The sequence below is a fragment of the Salmonella sp. NW884 genome (genome assembly GCF_051700745.1).
GTDB classification, from domain to species: Bacteria; Pseudomonadota; Gammaproteobacteria; order Enterobacterales; family Enterobacteriaceae; genus Salmonella; species Salmonella enterica.
On the sequence record NZ_JAMMDE010000001.1, the window covers coordinates 1 to 20,891 of the forward strand.

The following is a 20,891-nucleotide window of genomic DNA, read 5'->3' on the forward strand; positions in this document are numbered from 1 at the left end:
TAACGAAGTTTGATGCAAATGTCAGATCGTATGCGCCTGTTAGGGCGCGGCTGGTAAGAGAGCCTTACAGGCGCATCTGAAAAACCTCCGGCTATGCCGGAGGATATTTATTATGGCTGTTTGCCGGAATGCGGCATCAATGCCTTATCGACCGCCGCCTTGTTTCGTTTACAGCGGATCTGCCATGTCTGGCATCTGAATCCGTACTCTTTGTTTCTGGGTTTATTCAGCATCTGTGCGAGTTTTTTGTAAGCAGAAAAAGGATGATGCAGCATATAATCACGCCATAAACGACAATAAGGATAGTTGTATGCGTTTTTCATCAATTTTAAAAATAATAATATTAAATATATTTATTTCAAAAATGGCTCACGCTGCTGTCTGCGAGGAGCGCTATCCCCCCGACTCGGAAGAATGCCAGTACGTTCAGGAATTAGAGCAAAAAGCGGAACAAGGAGATGAAAGCGCGCAGTTTTCGCTTGGAAGCTGGTATGCGGAGGGGCGATATGTTACGCCTGATTATAAGCTAGCCATTAAATGGCTGGAGAAAGCGGGTAAACAAGGTTCTGATTTTTCCTATTTCATCATTGGTTATCATTACAACTATGGTGAAAATTTTCCACTTAGTCGACAAAAAGCGCTGGAGTGGTATCGCAAGGCGGCAGAGCTAGGGGATAGTAGTACGCAAGAAATCCTCGGTGACGCCTATATGTATGGCGATGGGTTTCCCCAAAATACCCAGCTAGCGCTGGAGTGGTATCGAAAAGCCGCCTCGCCAACCAACGATGCTGGCGTTGTCCGCGGCCAGGGTTCAGCTTCGTCAGCACAATTTAAGCTTGGAGTAATGTACGCCCACGGTCAGGGCGTTCCTCAGGATTATCAGCAAACGGCGATCTTGATGCGTAAAGCGGCGGAAAATATGTACCACCCTGCGCAACTTTATCTCGGCGTTGCCTATTTTTATGGTGAAGGCGTGCCTCAGGATTATCGTCAGGCAGTTTACTGGCTTAATGAAGGTATACCAAGCAGCTATACGCCAGGCCACATTCCGCTGAATGCGCTCTATGATAAAGCGCATCCCGCTGACCGGGTTCACTCTCAGACGTGGTATCGAAAAACAGCGCAACGCGTGATGGCAAAGGTACAGTACAATTTTGGCGTATGGTATTACAACGGTTATCACTTATTGAAAGATCACAACCTGGCGCTGGAGTGGTATCGCAGAGCCGCAGCGCAGGGATTGGCCGAGGCGCAGGATGCGATCGGCGTGATGTTTATGCAGGGTGAGGGCGTTTCTCAGGACTACCAACAGGCGCTGGCGTGGTATCGCAAAGCCGCTCGCCAGGGGCTGCCTGCTGCGCAAACGCATCTGGGCATCATGTCTGCATTTGGTCGCGGCGTCGCGCAAAGCGACAGACAGGCTATCGCATGGTATCGAAAAGCAGCAAAACAGGATTTTGCGAAAGCGCAATATCAGCTTGGCGTAGCATATAGCACGGGAAGAGGCGTGCCTGAAAATAGCCGGAATGCGCTGAAGTGGTACCTCAAAGCGGCAGAGCAGGGGTTTACTCCGGCACAATCAGCGCTTGGGGAAATTTATGCTCATGGGCGCCAGGGTGTGCCTAAAGATAATAAGCAGGCCTATATTTGGTATTACATGGCAAGTATATATACGGAAAAATCTAAGGATGATTGTTCAGCGCTCATTGCCGAAAGAAACCGACTCAAGGGAACGCTCACCCCAGATCAACTTAGCGAGACATATGCCGCCTTTGATCTCATCAGGCGAAAAATCAACCAGTCAAAGGAGGCGAAAAAGATTGCCAGGAAGAAGTATTGATAAGATAGCCAATAAGCTATGGCGCCATGGTGTGAAGTCTGCCTGTGGGGTAAGGATATGGGGCATTGCTGATTGATTTGAAATTGGTGCTTTATGAAGTAATGGTGGTGGGGGAAGGATGACTCAGCGCTGCGCGCTTCGCCCTTCGGGTCGTTGCCTGCGGCAACGCTTTCTCGCTGCGCTCGAATCGAACCTTAGTCGAAGCTTCTCATCCTTCCCCGTACGGAGAGATATGAGACAGTGTGCTTAACGGGAATAAGATACGCGACGGAAGTGATGGTGGTGGGGGAAGGATTCGAACCTTCGAAGTCTGTGACGGCAGATTTACAGTCTGCTCCCTTTGGCCGCTCGGGAACCCCACCAGGGGTAATTCAAATTGTAGGTAAAGCTTGAAGATGGTGGTGGGGGAAGGATTATTCGTCGCTTCGCTCCTCACCCTACGGGCCGTTGCCGTTGGCAACGTTCTCTCGCTTTCGCTCGAGTCGAACCTTAATCGAAGGTTCTCACCCTTCCCCGACAAGTGCAAACATCTGCATTGCTCATCGAGTTAACTACATCGCTGTAGTGAATAATGGTGGTGGGGGAAGGATTCGAACCTTCGAAGTCGATGACGGCAGATTTACAGTCTGCTCCCTTTGGCCGCTCGGGAACCCCACCACGGGATAAATTCATTATGCTGCTTGCATTCTATAGCGGGAAGGATTATTCGGAGCTAAAGCTCCTCACCCTTCGGGCCGTTGCCTGCGGCAACGTTCTCTCACTATTGCTCGAGTCGAACCTTGAAGTCGATGACGGCAGATTTGCAGTCAGCTCCCTTATGATCGCTCGGGAACCCCACCACGGGGTAATGCTTAATACTGGCCCGCTTCCTTTCGGGAAGCGGGGCGCATCATATCAAATGACACGCCGCTGTAAAGTATTCCTTTGCCTGAAATGAACTGTTTGCGTACTTTTCATCCGTAACGGATTAAAGCTAATCAATTCATATTACTGACGATTAAAGAATAATCGTCCGATTGCCGTAAACAAAGACCCGCTGCGCCAGAACCTGATACAGCGCGCGGCTTAATACGTTTTTCTCAACGTCGCGCCCGGCACGCATCATATCTTCTGCGGTGTAAGTGTGATCGACATGAATCACGTCCTGCATAATGATTGGGCCTTCATCCAGATTATCATTCACATAGTGCGCGGTAGCGCCGATGATTTTCACGCCGCGCTCATAGGCCTGATGATAAGGGCGCGCGCCGATAAACGCCGGCAGGAATGAGTGGTGGATATTGATAATTTTGTTCGGGAAGCGCGCCACAAAACCTGGCGTCAAAACACGCATATACTTGGCCAGCACCACATAGTCCGGTTGATGGGCATCAATGGCGTCCGCCATCTTCGTGTCATGCTCTTCACGCGTTAATCCCTCATGGCTGACCAGTTCGAAAGGGATCTCAAAACGTTCAACCAGCGAGCGTAACGTTTCATGGTTGCCAATGACCGCGGCGATTTCAACATCCAGCCCGCCATAGTTGGCTTTCATTAGCAGGTCGCCCAGACAATGCGCCTCTTTGGTAACCAGAATCACTACCCGACGGCGTCCGGCGGGATTGAGTTCACGAACAGAGCCTTCCGGTAAGGCGCTGTCCAGATCGGCCAGAAGAGTGGAATCATTGAAGATGCCTTCCAGCTCGGTCCGCATAAAAAAGCGTCCGGTGCGATGGTCCACAAATTCATTGTTTTGCACAATATTAAGCTCGTGCTTATAGCAAATGTTGGTAATCCGCGCGATAAGGCCTTTTTGATCGGGACAAATAGTACGCAGAACTTTACGTTGTAGTGATTGCATTGCCGGAAAAATCCTGTTGAGAGTGTTTGCTGTATCGATACTGTCAGGCGTCACTGGCCGCAGCACTTTTTAAATTTTTTGCCTGAACCGCACGGGCAGGGATCATTTCGACCCAACTGCGGGCGGGTACCGTCAATATAATACCACTGACCGTTTTCTTTGATAAAACGAGAACGTTCGATAATCGCCCCGGTTTTCCCTTGTTCGGAAAAACGCGCGATAAAACTAACATACCCTGTATTTTCTGCTTCTGACCAGGTATGTTCAAAAATAGTCAGGCCGAGCCACCTGGTATTGGCAAATCCGGCGATGATATCATCACGAAACGCGGCCGCATTGCAGGTTGGATGCCAGCTCTTAATTAAGTAATCTGCGTCTTTCATCACAAAAGCGCAGTAACGAGAGCGCATGAGATGTGACGGATCGGGTGCTACTCGTTCTCCGGACACAATACGACCACAACATAGGCTATACTCGTCAGCGCTACCACAGGGACAAGGCTGAGACACAATAATCTCCCTGAATATAAAAAACGGCGTTGAACGCCAGGGTGGCATTATGTTAACTGAGCAGTGGCGATGTTGCTACGTCTTGAAGCCAGGGGAAGTCGTTAAGTACGATGAGAAAAATGAAAATAGGGCTGGCGCTGGGATCTGGCGCAGCGAGAGGATGGTCTCATATTGGGGTCATCAAAGCCCTCAAGCAAACAGGCATTGATATTGATATCGTTGCAGGATGCTCAATAGGTTCACTGGTCGGCGCCGCGTATGCCTGTAATAAATTATCGGCGCTTGAACAGTGGGTATGTTCATTCCGCTACTGGGATGTTTTACGCCTGATGGATGTATCCTGGGGCAGAGGAGGGTTGCTTCGCGGCGAACGCGTATTTAATCACTATCGGGATATTATGCCCGTCACGGATTTTGACCACTGTTCAAGACGTTTTGGCGCGGTCGCGACGAATCTTAGCACGGGACGAGAGCTATGGTTTACTGAAGGCGATCTACACCTTGCCGTACGCGCGTCGTGCAGTATGCCAGGGCTGATGTCTCCGGTTGAACATAACGGTTACTGGCTGGTAGATGGCGCAGTCGTTAATCCGGTACCTGTTTCGTTAACCAGGGCGCTGGGGGCTGATATCGTTATTGCGGTAGACCTGCAACATGATGCCCACCTCATGCAGCAAGATTTGCTCTCTGTAAATGTCGGGAATATCAATGAAGAGAGCGATGATGCGCTGCCCTGGCATAAGCGTTTAAAAGAACGTTTCAGTAGCCTGACTTCACGCCGTGGCGTGAGTTCGCCTGGGGCAATGGAAATCATGACAACCTCCATCCAGGTGTTGGAAAATCGTCTTAAACGTAACCGTATGGCTGGCGATCCGCCTGATATTCTCATTCAACCATTCTGTCCGCAAATCTCAACGCTGGATTTTCATCGCGCCCATGCCGCTATTGCGGCGGGTCAGTTAGCCGTAGAGAAAAAGATGGACGAACTTATACCCTTGGTGCGTACCGACGTTTAATGTACCTTTTACGATCACTTAAGCAAATTCTGACAGGCGCAAGCGGCAATACCATGCCACTATTGATTAAAGCCAGTCAGGGGAGAGAACATGACGCAGCCATTGGTCGGAAAACAGATTCTTATTGTTGAAGACGAGCCTGTATTTCGCTCGCTTCTGGATTCGTGGTTTTCCTCTTTGGGAGCGACAACGGCATTGGCAGGCGACGGGGTGGATGCCCTGGAGTTGATGGGGCGTTTTACCCCTGATCTCATGATATGTGATATCGCTATGCCGAGAATGAACGGTCTCAAACTGGTAGAAAACTTACGTAATCGCGGAGACCAGACGCCTATTCTGGTTATTTCCGCAACAGAAAATATGGCGGATATCGCCAAAGCGTTACGCCTTGGGGTTGAAGATGTCTTGCTGAAGCCGGTAAAAGATCTCAACCGCTTGCGGGAAACCGTATTCGCTTGCTTATACCCTAATATGTTTAACTCGCGGGTTGAAGAAGAAGAACGCCTGTTTCGTGACTGGGATGCAATGGTGAGTAATCCAACCGCCGCAGCGCAATTGTTGCAGGAATTGCAGCCCCCGGTACAGCAGGTGATTTCTCATTGCCGCATTAATTACCGGCAGCTCGTCTCCGCCGATCAGCCTGGACTGGTGCTGGATATTGCGCCGCTATCTGATAACGAACTGGCATTTTATTGCCTGGATGTCACCCGGGCGGGCGATAACGGCGTGTTAGCCGCATTGTTACTGCGGGCGCTATTTAACGGCTTATTGCAGGATCAGCTCGGCCAACAAAAGCACCGTTTACCGGAGTTAGGCGCGCTATTAAAACAGGTAAATCATCTGCTCAGACAAGCCAATTTACCTGGGCAATTCCCGCTATTTGTCGGCTACTATCACAGTGAGCTCAAAAATTTGATTCTCGTCTCCGCCGGATTGAACGCCACCTTAAATACGGGCGCTCATCAGGTTCAAATTAGCAGCGGCGTGCCGCTAGGAACATTGGGTAACGCCTACCTTAACCAATTAAGCCAGCGTTGCGACTCATGGCAGTGTCAAATATGGGGCGCAGGAGGGCGTCTGCGATTGATGTTGTCTGCGGAATGACCAAACGGAAGAGTGAGCGGAAATTGCTTTACCGGCCTTTCCCGACGAGTGTTACTATCTGCGGCAGATTTATAAGTATTTGTCTTAATTATACCAATATAAGTCCTTTTTGGACCTGAGGCTTGTTCTGGTACTGATATACTGGAACACGATACAGATTAATGAACACGTTCAATACATGAACAGTCCAGGAGAATTTTAAATGGCTGCCCTTAATTCGAAAGTCAAAAAAGCCGTTATCCCGGTCGCGGGATTGGGAACCAGGATGCTGCCAGCGACCAAAGCTATCCCGAAAGAGATGCTGCCGCTGGTTGATAAGCCATTAATTCAGTACGTCGTGAACGAATGTATCGCTGCTGGCATTACTGAAATCGTGCTTGTTACGCACTCGTCTAAAAACTCTATTGAAAACCACTTTGATACCAGTTTTGAGCTGGAAGCGATGCTGGAAAAACGCGTTAAGCGTCAGCTTCTGGAGGAGGTTCAGTCTATTTGCCCTCCGCATGTCACTATTATGCAGGTACGTCAAGGGCTGGCAAAAGGCCTGGGCCATGCCGTATTGTGCGCGCATCCCGTTGTCGGAAACGAACCTGTTGCTGTTATTCTGCCAGACGTTATTCTTGACGAATATGAGTCCGACCTGTCTCAGGATAACCTGGCTGAAATGATCCGCCGTTTCGATGAAACCGGCAATAGCCAGATTATGGTTGAGCCAGTAGAAGATGTGACTGCATACGGCGTGGTCGATTGTAAAGGCGTTGAGCTGGCGCCGGGCGAAAGTGTGCCGATGGTTGGCGTGGTTGAAAAACCAAAAGCGGATGTCGCGCCGTCTAACCTTGCGATTGTCGGGCGTTATGTGTTGAGCGCGGATATCTGGGCGTTGCTGGCGAAAACCCCTCCGGGCGCCGGGGATGAAATTCAGTTGACCGATGCTATCGATATGCTGATCGAAAAAGAAACGGTTGAAGCCTACCACATGAAGGGTAAAAGCCATGACTGTGGTAATAAGTTAGGATATATGCAGGCATTCGTTGAATATGGCATCCGTCATAATTCGCTGGGTGCTGAATTTAAAGCCTGGCTTGAAGAAGAAATGGGTATTAAGAAGTAACGATACGTTATAAATTTTTTAACAGAAGCGCTGGTAAATCCGGCGCTTTTTTTATGCCTGGGGTCGTCAGCGGAGAACTCAGGCAAAAAAAATCCCGCCAGCGGCGGGATTTTAAGCATCCAGGAAGTAAATTATTCCTTGATCAGGAAATCTTCCAGTTGCTTACCTTGTTCTTCCATTGCTTTTTTGATTACAGCCGGTGTACGACCCTGGCCAGTCCAGGTTTTAGTTTCACCGTTTTCGTCAACGTAGCTATATTTAGCCGGACGAGCTGCGCGTTTAGCTTTGGTGCCGGATTTAGCGGCAGCCATGCTATTCAGCAGTTCATTCGGGTCAATGCCGTCGGCAATTAACATTTCACGATACTGTTGCAGTTTACGAGTGCGTTCTTCCACTTCAGCAGCAGCAGCGCTTTCTTCTTCACGACGCTCATTAACGACAACTTCTAATTTTTCCAGCATTTCTTCAAGCGTTTCCAGAGTACATTCTCTTGCCTGCGCACGAAGAGTACGGATGTTGTTCAGAATTTTAAGTGCTTCGCTCATTGTAGTAATCTCAAACTTATATTGGGGTGGTTTGTTGAGCTAATAATAGAGCGATAAATTCAGTTGTGCAATAGCCAGGAATGTAAGGAATTCAAAATTACGCTTTATTAAGCACACGTTTTAATTATCTCAACTTAAATTTTCCTTGAGGCGCCGCACAAAAAAGAGCTTATTGGCAGGGGGGATACTCACCGTCTGTCGCTAAAAATTTAGGAGTCAGGTCACATTTTATCATGATGAAATACGATCTCATTGCTGAGATATCAATCTCTTGTATTAGATTTCCTTACAAGAAAACCCTATTACTTTGCACCGGGTATGAGTAACGGTAACAATAAGTACAAGGTTTTCATATTGGCGGGTGATGATAAGCATTGTTGATGAATTTTAACGGCATAATTTGTGAAGGAATGTGTATATACCCTTCATACTTCAAGTTGCTTATGCGTTGGCTACGCTCGCTCACTCCAGTCACATAGTTATCTATGCTCCTGGGGACTCACTCCCTTGCCGCCTTTAAGCAACGCGAATTATTTTGGGTATAGTGAGCGATGTTTGTACAATTCTTAATACTCACCGGAGCGCGAGCCGCGCCGTCGCGTCGGTAAATTATGGTACAATCCCGCCAATCTTTATTTCACTCAGGTGAGGTCCTGCGACCAATGGCACAGCTATATTTCTACTATTCGGCAATGAATGCGGGTAAGTCGACTGCACTGCTGCAATCTTCATACAATTATCAGGAACGCGGGATGCGTACCGTCGTATATACGGCGGAAATCGACGATCGTTTCGGCGCAGGCAAAGTCAGCTCTCGTATCGGTTTGTCGTCGCCGGCAAAATTGTTTAACCAAAATACATCCTTGTTTGAAGAGATTCGTGCCGAGAGCGCGCGGCAGACAATACATTGCGTGTTAGTCGACGAAAGCCAGTTTTTGACTCGCCAGCAGGTTTATCAATTATCCGAGGTTGTCGACAAATTAGATATTCCAGTACTTTGCTATGGGCTACGAACAGACTTTCGTGGGGAGCTCTTTGTCGGCAGCCAATACTTGCTGGCATGGTCAGATAAGCTGGTGGAATTAAAAACTATCTGTTTCTGCGGTCGTAAAGCCAGTATGGTTCTGCGCCTTGATCAGGACGGCAGGCCTTATAACGAAGGCGAACAGGTGGTTATTGGCGGGAATGAACGCTACGTTTCAGTTTGCCGTAAGCATTATAAGGACGCGCTGGAGGAGGGCTCACTGACGGCGATTCAGGAGCGCCATCGGCACATATGATACCTGAGGTAAAGATCGGCTTATAAAACGCCCTGTAGCGCTTTGGAGGTCATTATTCAGGCCTCCTGACGAAGGGCGTGCCGTGAGCGCGTAGGCCAGATGGTAAGCATAGCGCCTTCAGGCATCAGATAAACAGGTAAAACAAAAAAACGGCCTCAATTGAGGCCGTTATTGTCATGCTAAAACAGATAACGAATTAAGCGGATTTTTTCGCTTTTTTCTCTGCTTTCGGTGCGGCAACGACGTCTTTCTTCGCTGCAACTTCACCTTCGGTGAAATCACGACCGTAGTAGGTATCCAGCAGAATCTGTTTCAGTTCGGAGATCAGTGGATAACGCGGGTTAGCGCCGGTGCACTGGTCATCGAAGGCATCTTCAGACAGTTTGTCAACGTGTGCCAGGAAGTCAGCTTCCTGTACGCCTGCTTCACGGATAGACTTAGGAATACCCAACTCAGCTTTAATGCTTTCCAGCCATGCCAGCAGTTTTTCAATCTTAGCGGCGGTACGGTCGCCCGGCGCGCTCAGGCCCAGGTGGTCAGCAATTTCAGCGTAACGACGGCGTGCCTGCGGACGATCGTACTGGCTGAAAGCGGTCTGCTTGGTCGGGTTGTCATTCGCGTTGTAACGGATAACGTTACAAATCAGCAGGGCGTTCGCCAGACCGTGCGGAATGTGGAACTGAGAGCCCAGTTTGTGCGCCATGGAGTGACATACACCGAGGAAGGCGTTGGCAAACGCGATACCGGCGATAGTCGCTGCACTGTGAACACGTTCACGCGCAACCGGGTTCTTAGACCCTTCGTGGTAAGACGCCGGCAGGTTTTCTTTCAGCAGTTTCAGAGCCTGCAGAGCCTGACCGTCAGAGAACTCAGAAGCCAGTACGGAAACATAAGCTTCCAGAGCGTGAGTTACCGCATCCAGACCACCGAACGCACACAGGGACTTCGGCATATCCATCACCAGGTTGGCATCGACAATCGCCATATCCGGGGTCAGGGCGTAGTCAGCCAGCGGATATTTCTGACCGGTTGCATCGTCGGTCACAACCGCAAACGGTGTGACTTCAGAACCGGTACCGGAAGTGGTGGTGACGGCGATCATTTTCGCTTTCACGCCCATTTTCGGGAACTTGTAGATACGTTTACGGATGTCCATAAAGCGCAGCGCCAGTTCTTCGAAGTGAGTTTCCGGATGTTCGTACATGACCCACATGATTTTCGCGGCGTCCATCGGGGAACCGCCGCCCAGCGCGATGATCACGTCCGGTTTGAAGGAGTTAGCCAGCTCAGCGCCTTTGCGAACAACGGAAAGCGTCGGGTCTGCTTCAACTTCGAAGAAGACTTCGGTTTCAACGCCAGCCGCTTTCAGCACAGAGGTGATCTGGTCTGCATAGCCGTTGTTGAACAGGAAGCGGTCAGTCACGATGAGCGCACGTTTGTGGCCATCAGTAATCACTTCATCCAGCGCGATGGGCAGAGAGCCACGGCGGAAGTAGATAGATTTCGGAAGTTTGTGCCACAACATGTTTTCAGCTCGCTTAGCAACGGTTTTCTTGTTGATCAGGTGTTTCGGACCAACGTTTTCAGAGATGGAGTTACCACCCCAGGAACCACAACCCAACGTCAGGGAAGGTGCGAGTTTGAAGTTGTACAGGTCACCGATACCACCCTGAGAGGCCGGGGTGTTGATCAGGATACGCGCGGTTTTCATCATCTGACCGAAGTAAGCAACGCGTTCTGGCTGGTTATCCTGGTCAGTGTACAGGCAGGAGGTGTGACCGATACCGCCCATAGCGACCAGTTTTTCTGCTTTTTCTACCGCTTCTTCGAAATCTTTCGCACGATACATCGCCAGAGTCGGAGACAGTTTTTCGTGTGCGAACGGTTCGCTTTCGTCAACGACTGTAACTTCACCGATCAGAATCTTGGTGGTTTCTGGTACGGAGAAGCCTGCCAGTTCAGCGATTTTGTAGGCTGGCTGGCCGACGATGGCGGCGTTCAGAGCGCCATTTTTCAGGATAACGTTTTGAACCGCTTTCAGCTCCTGGCCCTGCAGCATGTAGCCGCCGTGGCTGGCGAAACGTTCGCGAACGGCATCATAGACGGAATCAACAACGACAACAGACTGTTCAGAAGCACAGATTACGCCGTTATCGAAGGTTTTAGACATCAGAACAGACGCCACAGCGCGTTTGATATCCGCGGTTTCATCAATGACAACCGGGGTGTTGCCTGCGCCTACGCCGATAGCAGGTTTACCGGAGCTGTATGCTGCTTTAACCATGCCTGGACCGCCAGTGGCGAGGATCAGGTTGATATCCGGGTGGTGCATCAGCGCATTAGACAGTTCTACGGAAGGTTGATCGATCCAGCCAATCAGATCTTTCGGCGCGCCGGCAGCGATAGCCGCTTGCAGAACGATGTCTGCCGCTTTGTTGGTTGCTTCTTTAGCGCGCGGATGCGGAGAAAAGATGATGGCGTTACGGGTCTTCAGGCTAATCAGCGATTTGAAGATCGCGGTAGAGGTCGGGTTAGTGGTTGGAACGATACCGCAAATAATGCCGATAGGTTCAGCAATGGTGATGGTTCCGAAGGTGTCGTCTTCAGACAGCACGCCGCAGGTTTTTTCATCTTTATAGGCATTGTAAATATATTCAGAAGCGAAGTGGTTTTTAATCACTTTGTCTTCCACGATACCCATACCAGATTCGGCGACGGCCATTTTGGCCAGCGGAATGCGGGCGTCAGCGGCTGCCAGAGCGGCGGCGCGGAAGATTTTGTCGACCTGTTCTTGAGTGAAACTGGCATATTCACGCTGGGCTTTTTTTACACGCTCTACGAGTGCGTTAAGTTCAGCGACATTAGTAACAGCCATAATGCTCTCCTGATAATGTTAAACTTTTTTAGTAAATCATCTGCGCGATACGTGAGTATAGACAGATCGACGATACTTTGTATAAATGCCTGAAATTCAGGTGGTTACTTAACGTCCGTTTCGCTCTGATTTACTAAAAGAGCTTCTGCGTTAGTATCATTTAACTCTAACGCGTTACGTCCAGGTGGCGTAAGCAAGATTACTCACTTCTGAGTAGCGATTGTGTGATCTAAATCAAGATTACGCAAAGCTGACACCTTTCAGCAGGCCATTTTAGCCTTTTATGTAAATTGTTAAGAGATCGTTGTCATGAAGAGTAAGTGGATTAGCATAACGAGTACATATAAATAACAGCGATGAATGGATGAAATTAGGTGTAGATAAGAGGTGAACTATGCGAATAAAAGGCGTATCTTCTGCGCGTTTTGATCATTAACGAACATTGACTTCATCCGGCTAACGCTTCGGAGCTAACCGTGATTCAACCGCTTTTTGATTTTCCTGTTTACTTTAAGTTCTTTATCGGGCTCTTTGCGCTGGTTAACCCGGTGGGGATTATCCCCGTTTTCATCAGCATGACCAGCTACCAGACGGCCACGGCGCGTAATAAAACTAACCTCACCGCGAATCTGTCGGTTGCGATTATCTTGTGGAGTTCCTTATTCCTCGGCGATGGCATCCTGCAGCTGTTTGGTATTTCTATTGACTCGTTCAGAATTGCGGGCGGTATCCTGGTTGTCACTATTGCAATGTCGATGATCAGCGGGAAGCTGGGGGAAGATAAACAAAACAAGCAAGAAAAGTCAGAGACGGCCATACGCGAGAGCATTGGCGTTGTGCCGTTAGCGCTACCGTTAATGGCGGGGCCAGGGGCGATTAGCTCCACTATCGTCTGGGGGACGCGTTATCACAGCATCGCGCATTTGCTTGGTTTTTCAGTTGCCATTGCGCTTTTTGCGCTTTGCTGCTGGGGCGTGTTCCGTATGGCGCCGTGGCTGGTTCGTTTGCTGGGGCAAACCGGTATCAACGTTATTACCCGAATCATGGGGTTGTTGTTAATGGCGCTCGGCATCGAATTTATTGTCACAGGAATAAAAGGCATTTTCCCCGGCTTGCTCAACTAAACTCCCACCTGCTGATTTACAGGCGGCGCCCTAAGGGGCCGCCTTGTGACATTCCCACGTAACACTTCTTACTTTGATAAGCATTCAGCGTTTAAATGATAAAAAATACTAATATAATCTAACGCTATTTATTTTTATTAATCAAACTATTATCAACATTACTGAGACCGTGAGAAGCGGTAGGTCTGTTATTTTATTCACACCATACTCTGGGGCTTGATGAAGGATTATTGAAATGTTATTAGTTGTTTCAGCTCCATCGTAGATGAATGTGCTAAATAATGAGCATTTGTTAAATTTGTGTGTGTTTTCTGGCGCAGGCATAACCTACGATGCGACAGAGAGATATTTTTCTTTCAACTTATTGATTATAAAGAATAAATCAAAGATTTTTAACATTGTTTAACTGTTTTTTTGGGCAGGGATTTTTCCATAAAAGAGAATTGGTTAACAAAATTGTAAAATGAATTGGCGGTTCAGAAACGCATTTGATACTTTTCGGCCAAACATTTTTGTAGAAGATTTCACATTGTTGATAACTATTTTCATTTAGATGGTTGTCAGAAATAACGTGCGACGTGGGCAGGTACGTCGTATACCGAATCGACGAAAGGCGATCGAACGAATCGTCAGAATAAATAAAGTCGGTGATAGCAAAAGCAGTGACAGACCTGGCAGTACACCACCAGTGCTGTACAGGAACCCTGACGGGATTAAACAGGCTGGTAAAAACCAGTAATTATAATGAGTGGAGTACAAACACAATGTCTAACATCACGAAAAAAAGTTTGATTGCAGCGGGAATACTCACTGCGCTCATCGCCGCCAGCGCCGCGACTGCGGCAGACGTGCCCGCCGGCGTTCAGTTAGCCGACAAGCAAACGTTGGTACGTAACAATGGATCAGAAGTGCAGTCTCTCGACCCGCATAAAATTGAAGGCGTGCCGGAATCGAACGTCAGCCGTGACCTCTTCGAAGGCTTATTAATTAGTGATGTTGAGGGGCATCCTTCACCGGGCGTCGCGGAAAAATGGGAAAATAAAGATTTTAAAGTCTGGACATTCCATCTACGTGAGAATGCGAAATGGTCAGATGGTACGCCCGTCACCGCCCATGATTTCGTTTATAGCTGGCAACGCCTGGCCGATCCTAATACGGCATCGCCGTACGCCAGCTATCTGCAATACGGTCATATCGCTAATATCGATGACATTATCGCCGGTAAAAAACCCGCCACCGATCTGGGGGTAAAAGCGCTTGATGATCACACCTTTGAAGTGACCTTAAGTGAGCCGGTGCCTTATTTCTACAAATTGTTGGTCCACCCTTCAGTGTCTCCTGTACCGAAATCAGCGGTCGAAAAATTTGGCGATAAGTGGACACAACCGGCCAATATTGTCACTAACGGCGCTTATAAGTTAAAAAACTGGGTGGTGAACGAACGTATCGTGCTGGAGCGTAACCCGCAATACTGGGATAACGCCAAAACCGTCATCAATCAGGTAACTTATTTGCCTATCTCTTCGGAGGTGACGGATGTGAACCGCTACCGCAGCGGCGAGATCGATATGACTTATAACAATATGCCGATCGAATTATTCCAGAAACTGAAGAAAGAGATCCCGAATGAAGTCCGCGTAGACCCTTATTTGTGTACCTATTATTACGAAATTAATAATCAAAAAGCGCCGTTTAACGATGTCCGCGTGCGTACCGCGCTGAAACTGGCGTTAGATCGCGACATTATTGTTAATAAGGTTAAAAATCAGGGCGATTTACCCGCTTATAGCTATACGCCGCCGTATACCGATGGCGCAAAACTGGTAGAGCCTGAGTGGTTCAAATGGTCCCAGCAAAAGCGTAATGAAGAAGCGAAGAAATTGTTAGCTGAAGCCGGCTTTACGGCGGATAAGCCCTTAACATTCGACCTGCTGTATAACACCTCCGATCTGCATAAAAAACTGGCCATTGCCGTGGCGTCTATCTGGAAGAAAAATCTGGGCGTCAATGTGAATCTGGAGAATCAGGAATGGAAAACCTTCCTGGATACCCGTCATCAGGGCACCTTTGATGTCGCCAGAGCCGGGTGGTGCGCAGATTATAATGAACCGACCTCGTTCCTGAATACCATGTTGTCCGACAGTTCAAATAACACCGCGCATTATAAGAGCCCGGCGTTTGATAAGCTGATTGCCGACACGCTGAAAGTGGCGGACGATACGCAGCGCAGCGAACTCTACGCTAAAGCGGAGCAGCAGTTAGATAAAGACTCGGCTATTGTGCCGGTGTATTACTACGTTAACGCGCGCCTGGTGAAACCCTGGGTGGGCGGGTATACCGGTAAAGACCCGCTGGATAATATTTATGTGAAAAACTTATATATTATCAAACATTAATGGCAAGACATGGGACAACTGCGGTTGTCCCATGGTGTCTTTTTTCATCGCACTATAACTTTCCCTGGCGGATCTTTTGTCACGTCCGGGAAGTAAAGGCACAGGCCAGAAGGTACGGGCAATGTTGAAATTTATTTTACGCCGCTGTCTGGAAGCGATTCCGACGCTGTTTATTCTTATTACCATCTCTTTCTTTATGATGCGCCTCGCGCCGGGTAGCCCTTTTACTGGCGAGCGCGCATTGCCGCCGGAAGTGCTGGCCAATATTGAAGCAAAATATCATCTGAACGATCCCATCATGACGCAGTACTTCAGCTACCTGAAGCAGCTGGCGCATGGCGATTTTGGACCATCGTTTAAATACAAAGATTACACGGTCAACGATCTGGTTGCCGCCAGCTTCCCCGTTTCGGCGAAACTTGGCGCTGCCGCTTTTTTGCTGGCGGTCATTATTGGTGTCAGTGCTGGCGTGATTGCCGCGCTAAAGCAAAATACGCGATGGGATTATACGGTGATGGGATTTGCCATGACCGGCGTCGTTATCCCCAGTTTTGTGGTGGCGCCGCTACTGGTGATGGTCTTTGCGATAACCTTGCAATGGCTGCCTGGCGGCGGCTGGAACGGCGGGGCGTTAAAATTTATGATCCTGCCGATGGTTGCGCTTTCACTGGCCTATATTGCCAGCATCGCTCGTATTACGCGCGGCTCAATGATTGAAGTTCTGCATTCGAACTTTATTCGTACCGCGCGGGCAAAAGGATTACCGATGCGCAGAATTATCTTCCGCCATGCGTTAAAACCTGCGCTGCTGCCGGTTTTATCCTATATGGGGCCAGCCTTTGTCGGCATTATTACCGGCTCAATGGTGATTGAAACTATTTATGGCTTACCGGGCATTGGGCAGCTTTTCGTTAATGGCGCGCTCAACCGCGATTACTCGCTGGTGTTAAGTTTGACCATTTTAGTCGGGGCGCTGACCATATTATTTAACGCCATTGTCGATGTGCTCTATGCCGTTATCGACCCGAAAATTCGCTATTGATACTGGAGCTCGCGATGATGTTAAGTAAGAAAAACAGCGAGACGCTGGAAAATTTCAGTGAAAAGCTAGAGGTGGAAGGTCGCAGCCTTTGGCAAGATGCCCGTCGGCGCTTTATGCATAACCGTGCGGCGGTGGCCAGTCTTATTGTCCTGTTTCTGATAGCCCTGTTCGTGACAGTGGCGCCTATGCTGTCGCAATTTACCTATTTCGATACCGACTGGGGCATGATGTCCAGCGCGCCGGATATGGCGTCCGGCCACTATTTCGGCACTGACTCTTCCGGGCGCGATCTGTTGGTGCGCGTTGCCATCGGCGGGCGTATCTCATTGATGGTCGGGATTGCCGCCGCGCTGGTGGCGGTCATTGTCGGAACGCTGTATGGCTCGCTGTCCGGGTATCTGGGCGGCAAAATTGATTCTGTGATGATGCGTTTGTTGGAGATCCTCAACTCGTTCCCGTTTATGTTCTTTGTGATTTTGCTGGTGACGTTTTTTGGGCAGAACATTCTGTTGATTTTCGTCGCCATCGGCATGGTCTCCTGGCTTGATATGGCGCGTATCGTGCGTGGCCAAACCCTAAGTCTTAAACGTAAAGAGTTCATCGAAGCCGCGCAGGTGGGTGGTGTGTCGACCGCCAGCATTGTGATCCGCCATATTGTGCCTAACGTCCTGGGCGTAGTGGTAGTGTATGCATCGTTGCTGGTGCCCAGCATGATTCTGTTTGAGTCTTTCCTCAGTTTCCTGGGGCTTGGGACGCAGGAACCGTTAAGCAGTTGGGGAGCGTTGTTGAGCGATGGCGCAAATTCAATGGAAGTCTCACCGTGGCTGCTGCTGTTTCCGGCTGGCTTTCTCGTGGTGACGTTATTCTGTTTTAACTTTATTGGCGATGGCCTGCGTGATGCCCTCGACCCAAAAGATCGTTAAGGAGTACAGCCATGAGCTTATCAGAAACCGCAACTCAGTCGCCGCAACCGGCGAATGTACTGCTGGAGGTAAACGATCTTCGTGTTACGTTCGCTACGCCTGATGGCGATGTGACGGCGGTCAACGATCTGAACTTTACGCTTCGCGCTGGAGAAACGTTAGGCATTGTTGGCGAGTCTGGATCGGGGAAATCGCAAACGGCGTTCGCATTAATGGGACTGCTGGCGACGAATGGTCGAATCGGCGGTTCCGCGACCTTTAACGGACGTGAAATTCTTAATCTACCTGAGCGCGAACTGAATACGCTGCGCGCAGAACAGATTTCGATGATTTTTCAGGATCCGATGACCTCGCTAAATCCTTATATGCGCGTTGGGGAGCAGTTAATGGAAGTCCTGATGCTGCATAAAGGAATGAGCAAAGCGGAAGCTTTTGAAGAGTCCGTCAGAATGCTGGATGCCGTAAAAATGCCGGAAGCGCGCAAACGGATGAAAATGTACCCGCACGAATTTTCCGGCGGAATGCGTCAACGTGTGATGATTGCGATGGCGCTGTTGTGCAGGCCGAAACTGCTTATTGCCGATGAGCCTACCACCGCGCTTGATGTTACCGTGCAGGCGCAGATTATGACCTTGCTTAATGAGCTAAAGCGCGAATTTAATACCGCCATTATCATGATTACCCACGATCTGGGCGTGGTCGCGGGTATTTGCGATAAGGTCCTGGTAATGTATGCCGGGCGTACCATGGAATACGGTAAGGCGCGCGATGTCTTTTATCAGCCCGTTCATCCGTATTCGATAGGCCTGCTTAATGCGGTGCCGCGTCTGGATAGCGAGGGGGCGGAAATGCTGACGATTCCGGGCAATCCTCCCAATTTATTGCGTTTGCCTAAAGGGTGTCCGTTCCAGCCGCGTTGTCCTCATGCGATGGAGATCTGCAATAATGCGCCGCCACTTGAAGCGTTCAGTCCTGGTCGCTTGCGCGCCTGTTTTAAACCGGTGGAGGAACTGCTATGAATGCTGTGATTGAACAACGTAAAGTTCTCCTCGAAATCGCCGATCTGAAAGTACATTTTGATATCAAAGAAGGGAAGCAGTGGTTCTGGCAACCGCCGAAAACCCTGAAAGCGGTGGACGGCGTTACGCTACGCCTGTATGAAGGCGAAACGCTGGGCGTGGTGGGCGAATCCGGCTGCGGCAAGTCGACGTTTGCGCGCGCCATTATTGGTCTGGTGAAGGCGACAGACGGTAAAGTCGCCTGGCTGGGAAAAGATCTGCTGGGCATGAAAGCGGATGAGTGGCGCGAGGTGCGCAGCGATATCCAGATGATTTTCCAGGACCCGCTGGCGTCACTCAACCCGCGAATGACGATTGGCGAAATTATCGCGGAACCGCTGCGCACTTATCATCCTAAACTTTCGCGCCAGGACGTGCGTGACCGCGTGAAAGCCATGATGCTGAAAGTGGGGCTGCTGCCGAACCTCATCAACCGTTATCCCCATGAATTTTCCGGGGGGCAGTGCCAGCGCATCGGTATCGCCCGGGCATTGATCCTGGAACCTAAGCTCATTATTTGCGATGAGCCGGTGTCGGCGCTGGACGTTTCTATTCAGGCGCAGGTGGTGAATTTGCTCCAGCAGTTACAGCGAGAGATGGGGCTGTCGTTGATTTTTATTGCGCACGATCTGGCGGTCGTAAAGCACATATCCGATCGTGTCCTGGTGATGTATCTCGGTCATGCGGTAGAATTGGGCACCTATGATGAGGTGTACCATAATCCACTGCATCCTTATACCAAAGCGCTGATGTCGGCGGTACCGATTCCCGATCCCGATCTGGAGCGAAATAAGAAGATACAATTGCTGGAGGGCGAATTACCTTCGCCCATTAACCCGCCTTCCGGCTGCGTGTTCCGTACACGCTGTCCGCTAGCCGGGCCAGAATGCGCGCAAACGCGACCAGTGCTGGAAGGGAGTTTTCGCCATGCCGTTTCCTGCCTTAAAGTAGACCCGTTATAATCGCAAGGGCTGACAATTCGTCAGCCCTTCTTTTAGGTGAGGTTACCGTGTCACTTTCTTTGTCGTCGGTTCGCCGTCGTCTTTATCATAATCTGTTCGATTTGACTACGCGCTCAGGTCGCCGTTTTGAAGGGTTATGCGCGCTGTTTGCGCTGCTTAGCGTACTGGTCATTTTTGTTGAATCAGGCGTAGGAACGGAATATCACCTGACATTTGATGAATGGCATATTTTTGTCTGGCTGGAGCTCTGCGTTACCCTGATATTTACCGGTGAATACTTGCTCAGACTGTTTAGCTGGCCCGAACCGGCAAAATACGTTTTTAGTTTCTGGGGATTTATTGATCTGGTGACGATTTTGCCGCTGTACGTCATGTGGCTGTGGCCGGAAATTAGCCTGAACTATATGTTTGCCTGGCGCGCTATGCGAGCGATTCGCGTGCTGCGTATTCTTAAACTGCTACGCTTTATGCCATCCCTGCGCGTATTCTGGAGCGCCATTATTAGCGCGCGTCATCAGCTTATTCTGTTCTATTCATTTATTGCGATCGTGATGATTATTTTCGGTGCCCTGATGTATCTTATTGAAGGACCGAAATATGGCTTCACGACGCTTAATGCCTCGGTGTATTGGGCGATAGTGACAGTCACAACCGTGGGGTACGGTGATATTACGCCGCATACGCCGCTGGGACGTATTGTCGCGTCGGTGCTTATTTTGATTGGTTATTCGGTGATTGCGATTCCTACAGGACTGATTACCACGCACATGAGCAGCGCGTTTCAAAAACGTCACTGGCAGCGAAAATGTCCGCAGTGCCAGCAAAGCCAGCATGAACATAGCGCGCAATATTGTAACCGATGCGGCAGTAAGCTACCGGATTAAACAGGCTTGCCGGAGGGCGCTATCAGACGCCATCCGGCCTGAACCGCTTATTCGCGCCAGAGAATATGGCACAGCTTGTGGTCCTTTTCCCGGCACAGCAGAACGCGGGCGAAAATGTCGTTAATTTCGCCGTCTTCGGTATCCGCCAGGCCAATTACCACCTCGGCAAAAAAGTCTGGATTCAGGTCAAAATCGACGTGCTCTTGCCAGTCTTCAGCGGGATCAAACAACTCCGCGCCGCCGCGCTCCTCGAATTGCAAATTGAACAGAATGATATCAGCCGGATCAAGATTATCCGCCGCCAGCTCAAGAAAAATATCGTAAGCCTGCTCAAGCGTTTCGTCTTCAGTCAGGCGATTGTTCAGATCCATTTCCATAGTGA

Annotated in this window: 17 protein-coding genes, 2 tRNA genes and 3 other RNA genes; 12 read left to right on the forward strand and 10 right to left on the reverse strand. The window is 49.5% G+C overall.

What is annotated here, in order from left to right; genetic code table 11:
• The first annotated feature begins 310 nt into the window (after positions 1-310).
• On the forward strand, positions 311-1,840 hold the full coding sequence (locus NA197_RS00005) for a tetratricopeptide repeat protein (RefSeq protein ID WP_064043536.1): 1,530 nt from the start codon (positions 311-313) through the stop codon (positions 1,838-1,840).
• A gap of 102 nt (positions 1,841-1,942) precedes the next feature.
• Here the strand turns inward: NA197_RS00005 and NA197_RS00010 are convergent.
• The 7 genes from NA197_RS00010 to NA197_RS00040 all read right to left on the reverse strand — a co-directional run bounded on the left by NA197_RS00010 (position 1,943) and on the right by NA197_RS00040 (position 4,189).
• Positions 1,943-2,073: non-coding RNA, RtT sRNA (locus NA197_RS00010), on the reverse strand.
• 44 nt (positions 2,074-2,117) lie between these two features.
• Positions 2,118-2,202 (reverse strand) — tRNA-Tyr (locus tag NA197_RS00015).
• A 34-nt stretch (positions 2,203-2,236) separates the two neighbouring features.
• A non-coding RNA gene (locus tag NA197_RS00020) (RtT sRNA) lies at positions 2,237-2,368 on the reverse strand.
• A 44-nt stretch (positions 2,369-2,412) separates the two neighbouring features.
• Positions 2,413-2,497, reverse strand: a tRNA-Tyr gene (locus NA197_RS00025).
• A 28-nt stretch (positions 2,498-2,525) separates the two neighbouring features.
• A non-coding RNA gene (locus NA197_RS00030) (RtT sRNA) lies at positions 2,526-2,667 on the reverse strand.
• 170 nt (positions 2,668-2,837) lie between these two features.
• Positions 2,838-3,680: a formyltetrahydrofolate deformylase gene (purU, locus tag NA197_RS00035; RefSeq protein ID WP_001191156.1), complete on the reverse strand. Its 843-nt coding sequence runs from the start codon at positions 3,678-3,680 to the stop codon at positions 2,838-2,840.
• Between the two features lie 50 nt (positions 3,681-3,730).
• Entirely contained in the window at positions 3,731-4,189 is a 459-nt protein-coding gene (locus tag NA197_RS00040; RefSeq protein ID WP_001540172.1) for a YchJ family protein, read from the reverse strand.
• Between the two features lie 110 nt (positions 4,190-4,299).
• On the opposite strand from NA197_RS00040, the gene rssA reads away from it, so the two are divergent.
• The 3 genes from rssA to galU all read left to right on the forward strand — a co-directional run bounded on the left by rssA (position 4,300) and on the right by galU (position 7,420).
• Entirely contained in the window at positions 4,300-5,205 is a 906-nt protein-coding gene (gene rssA, locus NA197_RS00045) for a patatin-like phospholipase RssA (RefSeq protein ID WP_001230575.1), read from the forward strand.
• Between the two features lie 90 nt (positions 5,206-5,295).
• Entirely contained in the window at positions 5,296-6,309 is a 1,014-nt protein-coding gene (gene rssB / locus NA197_RS00050) for a two-component system response regulator RssB (protein ID WP_000193432.1), read from the forward strand.
• 202 nt (positions 6,310-6,511) lie between these two features.
• Positions 6,512-7,420 carry a UTP--glucose-1-phosphate uridylyltransferase GalU gene (gene galU / locus NA197_RS00055; protein WP_000729450.1) on the forward strand — a complete coding sequence of 303 codons (909 nt, stop codon included), beginning with the start codon at positions 6,512-6,514 and terminating at the stop codon, positions 7,418-7,420.
• Between the two features lie 131 nt (positions 7,421-7,551).
• On the opposite strand, the gene hns is transcribed toward galU, so the two are convergent.
• Positions 7,552-7,965 (reverse strand): histone-like nucleoid-structuring protein H-NS, encoded by a 414-nt coding sequence (gene hns, locus NA197_RS00060; RefSeq protein WP_001287383.1) that lies wholly within the window; start codon positions 7,963-7,965, stop codon positions 7,552-7,554.
• Between the two features lie 662 nt (positions 7,966-8,627).
• On the opposite strand from hns, the gene tdk reads away from it, so the two are divergent.
• Positions 8,628-9,245 carry a thymidine kinase gene (gene tdk / locus NA197_RS00065; RefSeq protein ID WP_000068097.1) on the forward strand — a complete coding sequence of 206 codons (618 nt, stop codon included), beginning with the start codon at positions 8,628-8,630 and terminating at the stop codon, positions 9,243-9,245.
• Positions 9,246-9,441: 196 nt separating this feature from the next.
• Here tdk and adhE read toward each other — a convergent pair whose 3' ends face one another.
• Positions 9,442-12,120 carry a bifunctional acetaldehyde-CoA/alcohol dehydrogenase gene (gene adhE, locus NA197_RS00070; protein ID WP_000301678.1) on the reverse strand — a complete coding sequence of 893 codons (2,679 nt, stop codon included), beginning with the start codon at positions 12,118-12,120 and terminating at the stop codon, positions 9,442-9,444.
• A 476-nt stretch (positions 12,121-12,596) separates the two neighbouring features.
• Here adhE and NA197_RS00075 point away from each other — a divergent pair, with 476 nt between their 5' ends.
• The 7 genes from NA197_RS00075 to NA197_RS00105 all read left to right on the forward strand — a co-directional run bounded on the left by NA197_RS00075 (position 12,597) and on the right by NA197_RS00105 (position 20,509).
• Positions 12,597-13,244 carry a YchE family NAAT transporter gene (locus NA197_RS00075; RefSeq protein ID WP_000615840.1) on the forward strand — a complete coding sequence of 216 codons (648 nt, stop codon included), beginning with the start codon at positions 12,597-12,599 and terminating at the stop codon, positions 13,242-13,244.
• Between the two features lie 764 nt (positions 13,245-14,008).
• The gene (oppA, locus tag NA197_RS00080; RefSeq protein WP_001521098.1) at positions 14,009-15,640 is read left to right on the forward strand and encodes an oligopeptide ABC transporter substrate-binding protein OppA; all 1,632 of its coding nucleotides are present in this window, start codon (positions 14,009-14,011) and stop codon (positions 15,638-15,640) included.
• A gap of 121 nt (positions 15,641-15,761) precedes the next feature.
• The gene (gene oppB, locus NA197_RS00085) at positions 15,762-16,682 is read left to right on the forward strand and encodes an oligopeptide ABC transporter permease OppB (RefSeq protein WP_000911097.1); all 921 of its coding nucleotides are present in this window, start codon (positions 15,762-15,764) and stop codon (positions 16,680-16,682) included.
• 14 nt (positions 16,683-16,696) lie between these two features.
• Positions 16,697-17,605, forward strand: coding sequence for an oligopeptide ABC transporter permease OppC (oppC, locus tag NA197_RS00090; RefSeq protein WP_000979653.1), 909 nt, complete (start codon positions 16,697-16,699; stop codon positions 17,603-17,605).
• A gap of 11 nt (positions 17,606-17,616) precedes the next feature.
• Positions 17,617-18,624: an ABC transporter ATP-binding protein gene (locus NA197_RS00095; RefSeq protein ID WP_023234047.1), complete on the forward strand. Its 1,008-nt coding sequence runs from the start codon at positions 17,617-17,619 to the stop codon at positions 18,622-18,624.
• Positions 18,621-19,625: a murein tripeptide/oligopeptide ABC transporter ATP-binding protein OppF gene (gene oppF / locus NA197_RS00100; RefSeq protein WP_000994698.1), complete on the forward strand. Its 1,005-nt coding sequence runs from the start codon at positions 18,621-18,623 to the stop codon at positions 19,623-19,625. Before NA197_RS00095 ends, oppF begins: the two co-directional genes overlap by 4 nt.
• Before the next feature lie 47 nt (positions 19,626-19,672).
• Positions 19,673-20,509, forward strand: coding sequence for an ion transporter (locus tag NA197_RS00105; protein ID WP_000059074.1), 837 nt, complete (start codon positions 19,673-19,675; stop codon positions 20,507-20,509).
• Positions 20,510-20,556: 47 nt separating this feature from the next.
• Here the strand turns inward: NA197_RS00105 and NA197_RS00110 are convergent, their stop codons facing one another.
• Positions 20,557-20,886, reverse strand: a complete 330-nt coding sequence (locus NA197_RS00110; RefSeq protein ID WP_000425070.1) for an HI1450 family dsDNA-mimic protein — start codon at positions 20,884-20,886, stop codon at positions 20,557-20,559.
• Positions 20,887-20,891 lie beyond the last annotated feature (5 nt).